We start from the raw sequence: 13,191 nt of genomic DNA, 5'->3' as shown, positions 1-13,191 counted from the left end.
ATCCTTAGTAAATAAGTAAAGTTTATAAAAATTATATTATGACGTAATGATAACACATTTAGTTTAAATTTCTTTGACTTGCATCAAAATATTCTTGAGTAAATTAGTTTAGTTAATCTAATTATACTCTGGTTTCGGTTGTGCTACTAATAATTCTTCTTCATAGTTATTTATATCATTTTCCCCAACTTTTGGCATACTTATAACAGTATCAACATCATCATAAAAAATCTCAACAAAACTCACTATTTTATCTAGTACTCTTGGAATAATTCTTTTTTTCTCCAAAAGCTTTGGTTTGAACTTTAATGTTTGAGCTATATCATCTTTTAGAGGAAGTTTCTGTTCATAGATATATTTATCCACTAACTTTCTAACTTCTTTACAATTTAAGTCTTCTTCTTTACATAGTTTTTCATATGCAGTATCTTTTTCTTCTTCCCAATACTTTTCAAACTCATCTTCAATATTATCTTCATCTATACTCATAAGATTTTCATTGATAAACTTTTCGATAAGTTCTTTTTTACTTCTAAGCTGTGGGTTATTGCTAAGAATATTTAAGATATTTTCTTTTTGTTTCTTTTGTTCTTCTTCATCTGAATCTTTATATCGAGCTAATAGTTTTAAAATATAACTTACATTTATCTCATCTTTATGAATAAGCTCCAATTCAAAATCAACATCTTCCAAGATAGATACTTTTTCAGCTCCCTCTAAACGTTCAGCTTTTACCCTATCATAAATATCAAGGTATTTAGATTTATAATCTTCAAAAAGTTGTTCGCTCATAGATAAATCAGACCATTTAAAATCACTAAATCCTTTTAGAATATTTAGAACTCTAATCAACTGCCTAAAAGCTTTGATAAATTCTAACTTATCATCTTCGCTTATTAGCATATCTACTGAGCTTACACTTGGGGCTATACCTAAAAGCTTTATGAAACCATTATTAAATTTTAATACATACTCTTCATATGGTTCCATTAGTATTTCATCTTTTGCTTCTTTTTTAGAAAACATTGCTATTGCATCATCTGTTGCAGTTTTTAGATTTCTAAAACAGATAATATTTCCTTGGGATTTTTTATCGTCTAATATTCTATTTGTTCTAGAAAAAGCTTGTATAAGTCCATGATGTTTTAAGTTTTTATCCACATATAAAGTATTTAATTTTTTACTATCAAAACCTGTTAGGAACATATTTACTACAAGTAGTATATCTATCTCACCTCTTTTTACTGTTTTTGAAATGTCATTATAATAGTTATAAAAACTTTGTGAGTCTTTTGTACTATGTTTTGTTCCAAAGATTTTATTGTAATCACTTATATACTCATCTAGCTTTTCACGACTGTGTTTATTTATATGTGTTTCATCTATATGTGCCCCATCACTCTCATATAAACCATCAGCACCTTTATCTTCTTCATTTGCACTATAAGAAAAAATAGTAGCTATTTTTAGCTTGTGCTCTTTTGCTCTAAAAGCTTCATAGTATTTAATAAGCATTTCTACAGAACTTACTGTCATCATAGCTGTATAGGTTTTACTATGTGTTTTTCTATCATGATTTGCTAAGATATAATCAACTATCTTTTCAACTCTATCCTCACTTTCTAATAACTCTTTTGTATCTATGGCTTCTACTTCCATATCTATATATGTAGCACTATCTTTTTTCTCTTTATATCTTCCCACATACTCAACTGAAAACTTCAATACATTTTCATCTGAAATTGCATCTGTGATTATATATCTATGAAGTCTCTCTCCAAAAAGATCTGCTGTAGTTCTACGACCTAGTTTATTTGAAGCTGAATTATCTTTAAAGATAGGTGTTCCAGTAAATCCAATCATTTGATTGTTTTGGAAGTATTTATTTATATTTAGGTGAGTTTCTCCAAACTGACTTCTATGACACTCATCAAAGATAAAGACGATGTGCTTATCTTTTAGTTTCTCCATAGTTTCGCTATATCTTACTTTCTTAATAGCTGTGTTTAGTTTTTGTATAGTTGTTACTATTAGTTTTGTATCATCTCCAAACTGTTTTACTAATGCTTTTGTATTATCAGTTCCATCAACACTTCCATGACTAAAGCTATTGAACTCTTTTGTTGTTTGATAATCTAAATCTTTTCTATCTACTACAAAGACTACCTTGTCTACTTTTGGAAGCTTCATCAAAACTTGAGCAGTTTTAAAAGAAGTAAGTGTTTTACCACTTCCTGTAGTATGCCAGATATATCCGTTTTTATTAGAAGTTTGCACTTTATCAACTATTGCTTCTACTGCATAAAATTGATAAGGTCTTAAGACCATAAGTATTTTATCTGTTTGATTTAAAACTATATACTTGCATATCATTTTTGAGATATGGCACTTTTCTAAAAAGGCTGTAGTAAACTCATCTAGATTTCTGATGTTTTTATTTTCACTATCTGCCCAAAAGAAAGTTTGTTTAAAGGTTTGCTTTTTATTATTGGCATAATATTTTGTATTTACTCCATTGCTTATGATGAAGATTTGTACAAAGTTAAAAAGTCCATGATTTGCACTATATGAGTGTTTTTGATAACGATTAATTTGATTAAAAGCTTCTTTTAACTCTAAGCCTCTTCTTTTTAGTTCAATTTGAACTAATGGAAGTCCATTTATTAGAAGTGTTACATCATATCTATTTTTGTATGTTCCATTTATACTGATTTGATTTGTAACTTGAAAAAGATTTTGACACCAGTACTCACAATCTAAAAACTCTATATACTCTTTTGTGCCATCATCTTTTTGTAATACAAACTTATCTCTTAAAAGTTGTGCTTTTTCAAAGACATTGCCTTTTCCTAGGTGATTTAGTATCTTTTTAAATTCACTTTGACTGAAAGTTGTTTTATTGTGCTTTTCTAGCTGTGATTTTAGATTTGCTTCTAAGGCTTCTTCATCTTTGATACTTACATTTTCAAAGCCTTGTGAGGCTAATTGTTTGATAAGTTTTTCTTCTAATACTGCTTCGCTTTGTATGCTCATTTGCTTTCCATATACTCTTTTAAAATAGCTTTTAATTCTTCATCACTTAAAGTATCTTTTTGAGTTTTCGAATATATTGATATTAAAACTATTTTATCTTCAATTCGCTCATAGATAATAACTCTAAAACCACCACTTTTACCAGTAGGAATAGAAGAGTTTGGAACTCTTTTTTTAAAAAGATTAAAACCAAGTGATACACCTAAGTCTTTTTTCTCTTCTATTCCTTTTACTACTTCTTTTAAATCAGTTTTTAAAAGTTTGTATTTTTTGGATAGTTTCTTTGCTTCTTTGAAAAAATTGTCACTATACTCTATAGTCACAGTTCATCCCATAACTTTTCTATTGGTTTTGTTTTAGCTTTTTGTACATCATCTAAACCATTTTGAATTGAGTTCATAATCTGCTGAGCTTCTACTTGTTTTAGTGCTTCTTTTAATACTTCATATTCATCTTTTGAAATAAGCACTGCTTCAACTTTGTTGTTTTTTAAAACTGCAAGTTTCTCTACAGAGTGGTCTTTGATTTGAGAAAGGTAAGTTCCAAACTTCTTAGCTAATTCTGATGATGGTATTAATTCATCTGCTGTGTATGTTACCATAATATTTTCCTCGTAATTTTCCGTAATATATTGAGTATTATAACACAATATTTATTTTTAAACAAATTTTATATAGCTATGAACTATCTCTTTATCATTCTTTTTACTGATACAATAAAGTGGTAGATTAAGACAGAATAAACTATATATACTAAAAGATGCACAAACTCTTTTCCTTCATCTAAAAACCTACCAAAAGGTAAAGTCTTAGCTAAGGGGTTTAATATCTCACAACATTTTAACTCTTCATAATTTATAAAACTAAGTAAAAAAGAAAATCCTATGATATAAAGTAAAGGCAGCCAATAAAACTGACCAAAGTTTGATATACCAAGATTAAACCATAACATTAGCTTTTTGGCAGGACTATCTAAGAAAAATGTTTCATTTAAATCCTTTTGCATTTCTTTAGCAAAAAACTTATTAGCATCTGAAAAATTCCCTACTTTATCAAATGAGTTTTTTATAATTCTAAATGTTTCTTTATTTGTATATTTATAATCAATGGTTGTATTTAAAAAGTTTGGATTCTCTTTTAGATTTGTCAGACTCAAATCTAAACCACTATAGAAAAAAGTATTTCTAAAATTTATAAATGATTTGAATGTCGTATAATCAAACTTCGCTTTAAAGTACTCTTCTATACCCTCACCTAATCCAAATTCACAATATTCAAAATTTACAAATTCAGAAAACAAAGTATTAGAAGTATAAAATGCTCCTAAACTAGAATTATAGAAATCGACACTTTTTTCAAAAGAAGAATTGGTAATATTGAGTTCATTGATATTTCTACACTTATACATATGTAAAGGCTCTTGAAACTGCGTATCTCTTATAATTAAAGAATCTATACTATGATAATCTAAAACAAACTCTTTTTTTAAAACACTATCATATATTTCCAACTCTTTAATACTTCCATCAAAATCTTTAGAGTTTTTAAATATAGCTTCATTAAAAATAGTATTATCAAAGTTTATCTTTGTAAAAGAACAATCAGAAAATAAAGGTGAATCAATAACAAGTTGTTTATCCCAAGGAGAAGAACTAACAGTATTACCAAACTCACACTTTTGAAATAAAACATTTAATTCATTTTCTAAGACTGGAATATTTGATAAAGAAAGACCATTGTGAAACTTACAATCTTGAAAGAAACATTTAGTTGAATCTAAATCCAAATAACTAGTAGAAAATTCACAATAGTTAAAATGAATTTGTCCTAATCTCTTTAAGATTTTCGTATAATCGAAACTATCTATTTCTTTACTTTGAGGGAAATAGATATTATTAAAAACAATTACTTCCTCTTTAATATACTCATCAACAGAATAACTATCAGCCTCATCAAGTTCATCTTTAAAATATAAGCTTAGTTTTTGTTCACTATAATCACTACTTAATTCTCTAATGATTGAATTAACTAATTCATCATAAAAAGCTTTTAAAAAACCTATTTTATTAAAATCAACAGAATATTCATGCTTTTGACAATGCAAAATACATTTACTATCAGATTCATATACATCTAAATTGCAATGTTCTATTGAACATTTAGCCATATTTATATCCTTTTTCTGTTTTGACTTTGATCTCTTTACACAAACATCTGTTGTAATAGTGCTTTTTTAAACTCTTTTGTTTTTTCTAAGGCTTTTTGGTTTTGTTCAATTTTTGTGTCAATTGAGGATAGGAAGTTTGCTATTTTTGTTTGTTCTTCTAAAAAAGGTAGTTTTATTTTTAAACTTCTAATAACTCCTAATGCTATAAACTTCTGAGTTCCACCAGTATTTTGTTCATAAAATTGTTTTTCAATTAATGTACTTTTTAAATAATGAATTAAAAATTTGTTTAATAATTGTTCTACCTCTTTTATTAATGCAACATTTTTAATCGCAAAACCATCTTGATTTACGATAACAGGGTTTCCTATTGTTCCAATCATACCAAATAATATATCTCCAATATCTACCTTCGAACGCTTATTTATATTATTAAAATCTTCTTCCAAAATTAGATTAATATTTTCAAAATCAATACTTCCATTTTGTAACAAGTTTTTTGATGTTATAAGAGGGTATCCTTCTTCATAATATTTTGGTGAATCGTGTGTACCATCTCTAACATCTGCTATTTGTCCAAGTAATTTCTCTTCCCAATTAGGGTAATCTTTTCCATTTTCATCTTTAAATCTTATCTCTTGTGAAAATATCTTTTGCATTGTGCCTTTTTTATAATCTCTTAGTAGCTTTGCTTTTTTTGTTAGTTGTTCTATTCTTCTATCAACTTGAGTCAAAAAAGAGGCAATTTTTTCTTGCTCTTGTTTTGAAGGTGAATTAATTTTAAAAGCACCAATTGATTGAAAATTAATTCCTTCTCTACCACTTCCAGTTTGTCCTTGAAAAATAAGTTTTTGTCCATTATATGAAGATAAAAATGACTGTAAAAAACTAGATATGTATTTATCTTTTAATCTTATAATACATACGTGCTGATTTACATTACCTTCATTAAAAGAAGAAGGCACAACACAAGATCTTCCTATCGAAGCACCAGTAATATTCAATAATATATCATTTGCTCTTACTGAACTATTTTTCATAATAGAATGAGTTTCTTCATCAATATAGGATACATCATCTAAAATAAGTTTATTATAATTTACATTTTGACTTCTAATAAATGGAATACCAGAAGTTTTATAAACTTTTTCTCCACCTCTTGGCGTACTTCCACTTCCAATTTTTTTACTTATTATTTTTAACTTAGTTTCTTCCCACTCTCCACTAAACTCTTTAAACCTAAGTTGTGGTATTTTATTCATCTAACATCTCCAATTCAGCTTCTATCTCTTCGATAGTTGGCAATGATGATTTTAAATTTTCAGGAAGTACATGAGTTAATTCATATTCACTTACTCCCATAGGTTTATTAATATCTTTTAGAGAGTACTCTACTACTGTATCATTTTTTGATTTGCAGATTAGTATCCCTATAGTTGGATTATCTTCTTTTGATTTTAGTTCCCCATCTACTGCTGAGATATAAAAGTTTAGTTTTCCAGCAAACTCAGGTTTAAAATCTACTGTTTTAAGTTCTCTCTCTTGATAATCTTTACTTAAAGTTAAAAAATCGAATACATAAGGATCTTTTGTCACCTCTCTTGCCAAATCAGACTGCATATCTGGTAAGGTTTGAGAAAAGTTTGTTAAAGCTTTTGCTTCTCTACTATAAAGATTTGTTTCCATTTGATGAACTAAAACTGTTCTACTTATACCATTTTTAATAGTATTATTAACATAATATATCGCTTCATCTATACTTTTACTCTTAGATATGATAACTAAGTTATGTCCCCAAGGTATCAGAAATAATCTGGCAACAAGCTGTTGCCAAATTTCACTTTCCAAATTGGCAACAGCTTGTTGCCAAAATAGATACCATTGTTTTATATATCTAATATTTCGATATGAAAAACCCTTTACATCAGGAAACTCTTTCATAAGATCAGAACTTAACTGTTTTAAAAAACCAGTTCCCCACTTATGACTTTTCTCTTTTTCAATTATCTCACCAGCTAAATTCCAGTAATATTCTAGTAAAGTAGAATTTACTTGTATTGAAGCTTTTATTTGAGAGGATTGAAACTTTTCTTTCAAAGATTCAAGCCAAGATTTATATTTATCCAAATCTGTTTTATCTATCTGCATTTTATGCTCCTGATCTAACATGGCGTAGCTATTCCAAGCTCATCACAAAAGCCCTGAATTATTTTATCAGTAGTTTTCATATCAAGTTCTAATTGCTTTAGTTCACTACTTACATTATCTATATCTATAGGCTCTTCTTCTTCAAAGGTATCTACATATCTTGGAATATTTAGATTGTAGTCATTTTCTTTTATCTCATCAAGTGTTGCTTTGTATGAGTATTTATCTTCTTGGATTCTCTTACTATATGTAGATACTATTTTTTCTATATCTTCATCTCTTAGGTAGTTTTGATTCTTTGCCTTTTCAAAATGCTTTGAAGAGTCTATAAAAAGTACCTCATCACTTGATTCTCTACACTTTTTAAATACTAAAATACACGTAGGAATGGAAGTACCATAAAAGATATTTGCAGGCAGTCCAATAACTGCATCAAGATAGTTTCTATCTTCGATTAAGTACTTTCTTATGTGACCTTCTGCTGCACCTCTGAAAAGCACTCCGTGAGGAAGTACTAGAGCCATCGTACCCATATCATCAAGATGGTGTATCATATGCTGTACAAAAGCAAAATCTGCTTTTGTTTTGGGTGCTAGTTTACCGTATTGAGAAAATCTATCATCACCTAGGTGAAGTGGATTTGCCGACCATTGGGCGGAAAATGGTGGGTTAGCAACTATTGCTTCAAACTTCTTGTCTATATGCTGTGGATGCTCTAGGGTATCTTCTTGCTTGATGTCAAACTTTCGATAGTGAACATCATGCATAATCATATTCATACGAGCAAGGTTATATGTAGTTGGGTTTCTCTCTTGACCGTAGAAATCAGCTACATCTTTTACCTCTTTTGCAACTCTTAAAAGTAGTGAACCAGAACCACAAGTTGGGTCATATACTGATTTTAGTTTATCTTTTCCTAGTGTTACTATTTGAGCTAATATTTTTGATACTTGTTGAGGAGTATAAAACTCCCCTGCTTTTTTACCAGCTCCCGCTGCAAACTGTGCTATTAAATACTCATAAGCATCACCTAATACATCTCTATCATGGTTTTTTAGTTCAAAGTCGATATTGTCCAAGTGATAAAGCACTTTTGAGATAAGAGTATTTTTCTGCTCTTCACTTCGTCCAAGTTTTTGTGAGCTTAAATCTAAATCAGAAAATAGATGTTCAAAATCCTCTTCACTCTCACTACCCATAGTTGATGACTCTATATGTCTTAGTATTTGTGTTAAATCATCTAAAATAAAATTGTTTGTATCGCCATTTCCTCTAAGAGCAATTTGAGAGAAAAGTTCATTTGGTTTTAGGAAAAATCCAAGTGATTCTATAGAGTACTCTTTTAGAGCTTCTAATAGTTCTTGATGATATGGGTCTTTTTCATCTAGTTGTGTGTATGTTAAGTTATCTTCTTCTAGTTCAGCATTTGCGTAGTTTTCCATCTTTTCAGAAAGGTACTTATAGAAAATAAAACCTAGGATATAGTCTCTAAAATCATCTGCATCCATCTTTCCTCTAAGTTCATTTGCTATATTCCAAAGCTGTTGTTCTAATCTCTTTTTATTCTCTTCGCCCATAGGCTTAAAATCCTTATATAATTTATAAAAATTATTTTACTATAACTTTTTAGTTAGCTTGATAAAATATGATACTTTTAACATAAAATCCCCTCTTCTTGAAAACTATAAAAGCCCTCTTTTGTGAATATCACATGATCAAGGAGTTCTATTCCTAGTATTTTTGCAGAGTCTTGCAGTCTTTTTGTTATGTTTATATCTTCGTTGCTTGGTTTTAAAATACCACTTGGGTGATTGTGAGCTACTATGATACTTGCACATCTTTTTTCTATGGCATAAGAAAAGACTTCCCTTGGATGAACTAGACTTTGGTTTAGAGTGCCTATGCTTATGACTTTTGTATCTACTAGATGATTTGCTCCATCAAGATAAAGTGTTAAAAAGTACTCTTGCTGTTTGTGATGATATTTTCTTAGCTCTTCATAGACTTGTTTTGAAGAAGAGATTTTTACTTTATTGTTTTTTATAAGGTATCTTTTTGATAACTCTATTGCACTTACTATTTGACAAGCTTTTGCATTTCCTAATCCATGAACTAAAAGAAGCTTTTCTAAATCCAAGTTTTCAAAGTCATCTTCAAAGAGTTTGATTATCTCTTTTGAAAGTGTTATCACATCTTTGTTTTTTACACCACTTCCAAGTAAAACTGCTAAAAGCTCATAATCTTTAAGATTTTGGCTTCCTAGTTTTAGAAGTTTTTCCCTTGGTTTATCTATATTTTCTAGTTTTTTTATACTCATAAACTCCTCCTATAAAGAAGAAGTTTATCTAAGTTTTTATAATAATATTATAAGTTATATATTAGTTTTTATTTTCAGTAGTGAAGATAAGTTTTGCTTCATCTAAAAGCTTTTGAGCCTCTTCTAGCTCTTTCATTCCATTTTTGTATACGTCTAGTGAATCACTTAGTGTGATTTCTGGATTTGAAAGTTTATCTAAAAGATTTTTTGCTTTTATGATTTTGTCTTCAAATACTAGTTTTTCTTCTTTTATTTCTTCGCTCATTTATTATTTTCCTTTTAAAATATCTCTTACATGGTCTTCAAACTTTTCAACCTCAACTAAGAATGAATCATGTCCTGATTGACTATCAACCATTTTATATGTTATTTGATCTTGCTTTCCAAGTTTTATCATAATATCTCTTATTTCTTCCATCTCTTCTGGAAAGAAAAGCATATCATCTTTGAAAGATATAAGATGTAAATTACACTTTACCTTATCAAAAGAGTCTTCTAGTTTATCTTTATTTCTTCCTGCATCAAAAATATTCATTGTCTTACAGATATAAAGATATGATAGAGGATCAAAAACCTTAGGAAAACTATATGAATTATACTCTAAGTATCTCTCAACTTCAAATCTACCAAATAGTTCATATAAACCATCTGTTCTAGCATACTCTCTACCAAACTTACTATTAAATAATTCTGGACTTAAATATGCTATTAATCCTGCCATTCTTCCTATTGCTAATCCTGGTAAACCTTGAGCTTGTAAATCATCAGGGTCATAAAAACCATCTTTGAAAGCTGGGTCATGTCTGATTGATTCTATTGCTATTTTATTTATAGCAATTGCCCAAGGTCTTGTATAAGCTGTTGTTGCCATGGCTATAACTGTATCTGTAAAATCAGGTTGTTCTATAGAATAACAAAGTGCTTGCATTCCACCCATAGAACCACCTATAACAGCAACTGCTTTTTCAATTCCAAGTCTATCATAAAGCTTCATTTGAGCTCTTACAACATCTGAAATAGTAAGTATAGGAAACTTAAATCTATACTCTTTTCCTGTTGAGGGATCAATACTCAAAGGGTTCGTAGACCCAAAAGTACTTCCTATGTTATTTGAACAAATAACAAAGTATTTTGTAGTATCAATTACCTTACCATCACCTATAAACTTATCCCACCATCCAGGCTTTGCTTCATTTGCGTATCTTCCCGCTGCATGGTGTGAACCTGCTAGGGCATGACAAATTACAATAACATTTGATTTATCCTCATTTAGCTCTCCGTAAGTCTCATATACCAACTCAAAAGACTCCAAAATCCTACCACTTTCTAAATGTAAAGGTTCATCAAATTTCTCAGTTTTAGTCTCTATTCTCAAATTCTATCCATCTTCTTTAATATACTTTATATTTTAATCCTATTTATATTAGCAAAAATAATATAAGAATTTGGTTTAGTTATATTTAATTAAAGAGCCTTTTTTAACTCTTCGTAATCAACTTTCATTAATGATTGCCATGTTTTATTTGGACTCCACTCCTCAAACATAGATAAATCTATATTATCAAATGGCGTTTGAAGTATATACTTATGATATACATATATAAAAGCACTAACTCTATAATTTTTAGCACAATGAACTAAAACCTTATTTGCTCCTAATGACTGTAAAATATTAATAAATAACTTTAAGTCACTAAGTTTAGGCTCTTCAAAATCAACTGGCAAATGAATATATGTCATTCCTAAATCACTTACAATTTTATCTTCATTTTCTAAAGCATCAGAAGAATCACATAAGGCTATATTTATTATTACTTCAAATTCTTCTTCTTTTAGCTTTTCAAACTGTTCTTGTCTTGGCTGTCCACTTGTATGAATTAGTTCATTTACTTTTATATAGTTTAAAAGCTCTTCCATTATAAAAACTCCTTTGCTACCTCATCAATTTGTTTTAAATACTCTTCTTTTAACTTATCACTTATAAAAGCACTTTTAAAAGAGTTTTTTACAAGCTTTATAATATCTTCTTTACTTAAAGGTAGATTATCACATAGATTATAAAAGTTTTGATTCATATATCCTTTAAAATAAGCAGGGTCATCTGAGTTTACTGTGATATTAAGTCCAAAGTCTAAAAGCTCTTTTATATTATGTTCTTTATAGTTTTCAAATACTTTTAGTTCTATATTTGAGTTTGGGCAAACCGTAAGAGGTATTTGCTCATCTTTTAATCTTTTCATTAGAGTTTCACTATTTATAGCTTGAACTCCATGGTCTATTCTTTGTATTTGTAATAAATCAAGAGCATCTTCTATATAAGATACATCACCCTCTTCTCCTGCATGAGCTACTAGTTTAAAGCCTTCATTTTTTGCTTTTTTGAAAACCTCTTCAAACTTTTTAGGAGGATTTCCAAGCTCTGATGAATCAAGCCCAACACCTATAATATTATTTTTATAAGCTAATGACTGATTTAGAGTTTCAAAAGCCTCTTCTTGTGATAAATGTCTTAAAAAACACATGATTATCTCAGATGTAATACCAAACTGCTTTTTAGCCTCATCTAAAGCCTCTTTTATTCCGCTTATTACAGTTTCAAAAGCTATTCCTCTTTGTGTATGAGTTTGTGGATCAAAAAATATTTCTGTATGAATTACATTGTCTTCTTTACATTTTAATATATATTCCCAAGTCATATCATAAAAATCTTGCTTTGTTATAAGTACATTTGCACCTGCATAATATATGTCTAAAAAACTTTGTAAGTTTGTGAAGTTATATGCAGCTTTTACTTCTTCTACTGTTTTATATGGTATTTTGATATTATTTCTTTTTGATAATTCAAACATTAGTTCAGGTTCAAGTGAACCTTCAATATGTAGATGTAGTTCTGCTTTTGGTAAAGCTTTTATTAAATCTTTCAATTGTTTTCCTATTTTATTTTCCAGTCAAATTCCATTTGTTTGGCTGTTTTATTTGCTAGTTTTTTGTTTTTTATTTTACTTACTAGATATAAACTCATATCAATTCCAGCACTAATACCAGCTGATGTGATGATATTGTCTTCTTCTACCCACCTAGTATTTTCAACTACTTCAAGTTTTGGGAACTGTTTTCTTAAATCTTTTATATCTTCATGGTGTGTTGTAACTTTTTGTTTCTTTAAAACTTTTGCCTTTGCAAGTAAAAAAGCACCTGTACAAACAGAAGCTATATGTTTACACTCTTTTGCTTTATCTTTTATCCAAGTAATAACCTCTTTTTTTTCAAGCTCTTTTGTATGAACCCCACCTACAACTATCAAAACATCTAAAGCAGGAGCATCAGCAAAACAGTAGTGAGGAAATACATCAAAACCACCTCTTGCCTTTACTACTTTATTATCTTGTCCTATTAAAAAAACATTGAATTTTTCTTTTTCATCTAAAAATCTTGATGCTGTTGAAAAAACTTCAAAAGGTCCACTAAAATCCAGAACCTCTGCATCTTCATAAATATAAATTCCTATATTCAAAAAATTTCCTTTT

Annotated in this window: 13 protein-coding genes; all 13 read right to left on the bottom strand. The window is 28.9% G+C overall.

The features are described 5' to 3' along the window. Window positions 1-117: 117 nt before the first annotated feature. A complete protein-coding gene (locus NJU99_RS06760; RefSeq protein ID WP_254577966.1) occupies window positions 118-3,033 on the bottom strand; it encodes a type I restriction endonuclease subunit R in 2,916 nt (971 codons plus the stop codon). Next, entirely contained in the window at window positions 3,030-3,356 is a 327-nt protein-coding gene (locus NJU99_RS06755) for a type II toxin-antitoxin system RelE/ParE family toxin (protein ID WP_254577965.1), read from the bottom strand. Before NJU99_RS06755 ends, NJU99_RS06760 begins: the two co-directional genes overlap by 4 nt. Further along, complete coding sequence (locus NJU99_RS06750) at window positions 3,353-3,634, bottom strand: type II toxin-antitoxin system Phd/YefM family antitoxin (protein ID WP_254577964.1); 282 nt, start codon at window positions 3,632-3,634, stop codon at window positions 3,353-3,355. Before NJU99_RS06750 ends, NJU99_RS06755 begins: the two co-directional genes overlap by 4 nt. Window positions 3,635-3,717: 83 nt before the next feature. After that, window positions 3,718-5,199: a hypothetical protein gene (locus tag NJU99_RS06745; RefSeq protein WP_254577963.1), complete on the bottom strand. Its 1,482-nt coding sequence runs from the start codon at window positions 5,197-5,199 to the stop codon at window positions 3,718-3,720. A 35-nt stretch (window positions 5,200-5,234) separates the two neighbouring features. Further along, on the bottom strand, window positions 5,235-6,461 hold the full coding sequence (locus NJU99_RS06740) for a restriction endonuclease subunit S (RefSeq protein ID WP_254577962.1): 1,227 nt from the start codon (window positions 6,459-6,461) through the stop codon (window positions 5,235-5,237). Beyond that, entirely contained in the window at window positions 6,454-7,347 is an 894-nt protein-coding gene (locus NJU99_RS06735) for a PDDEXK nuclease domain-containing protein (protein ID WP_254577961.1), read from the bottom strand. The genes NJU99_RS06740 and NJU99_RS06735 overlap by 8 nt, the downstream gene beginning before the upstream one ends. 14 nt (window positions 7,348-7,361) lie before the next feature. Then, a complete protein-coding gene (locus tag NJU99_RS06730; RefSeq protein ID WP_254577960.1) occupies window positions 7,362-8,924 on the bottom strand; it encodes a type I restriction-modification system subunit M in 1,563 nt (520 codons plus the stop codon). A gap of 77 nt (window positions 8,925-9,001) precedes the next feature. After that, window positions 9,002-9,664, bottom strand: coding sequence for a RadC family protein (radC, locus tag NJU99_RS06725; protein ID WP_254577959.1), 663 nt, complete (start codon window positions 9,662-9,664; stop codon window positions 9,002-9,004). 61 nt (window positions 9,665-9,725) lie between these two features. Further along, window positions 9,726-9,929: an exodeoxyribonuclease VII small subunit gene (gene xseB, locus NJU99_RS06720; RefSeq protein WP_254577958.1), complete on the bottom strand. Its 204-nt coding sequence runs from the start codon at window positions 9,927-9,929 to the stop codon at window positions 9,726-9,728. Window positions 9,930-9,932: 3 nt separating this feature from the next. After that, complete coding sequence (gene metX / locus NJU99_RS06715; RefSeq protein WP_254577957.1) at window positions 9,933-11,039, bottom strand: homoserine O-acetyltransferase MetX; 1,107 nt, start codon at window positions 11,037-11,039, stop codon at window positions 9,933-9,935. An 89-nt stretch (window positions 11,040-11,128) separates the two neighbouring features. Beyond that, window positions 11,129-11,581: a protein tyrosine phosphatase family protein gene (locus tag NJU99_RS06710; protein WP_254577956.1), complete on the bottom strand. Its 453-nt coding sequence runs from the start codon at window positions 11,579-11,581 to the stop codon at window positions 11,129-11,131. Beyond that, the gene (locus NJU99_RS06705) at window positions 11,581-12,588 is read right to left on the bottom strand and encodes an adenosine deaminase (protein WP_254577955.1); all 1,008 of its coding nucleotides are present in this window, start codon (window positions 12,586-12,588) and stop codon (window positions 11,581-11,583) included. The genes NJU99_RS06710 and NJU99_RS06705 overlap by 1 nt, the downstream gene beginning before the upstream one ends. Window positions 12,589-12,596: 8 nt before the next feature. Next, window positions 12,597-13,178 (bottom strand): DJ-1/PfpI family protein, encoded by a 582-nt coding sequence (locus NJU99_RS06700; protein ID WP_254577954.1) that lies wholly within the window; start codon window positions 13,176-13,178, stop codon window positions 12,597-12,599. Window positions 13,179-13,191 lie beyond the last annotated feature (13 nt).

This window comes from Arcobacter roscoffensis (assembly GCF_024267655.1).
In the GTDB taxonomy this organism is placed as follows: Bacteria; Campylobacterota; Campylobacteria; order Campylobacterales; family Arcobacteraceae; genus Arcobacter_B; species Arcobacter_B roscoffensis.
Note: the sequence above shows the minus strand (reverse complement) of the source record. Positions and strands in the feature narration are given on the sequence as shown.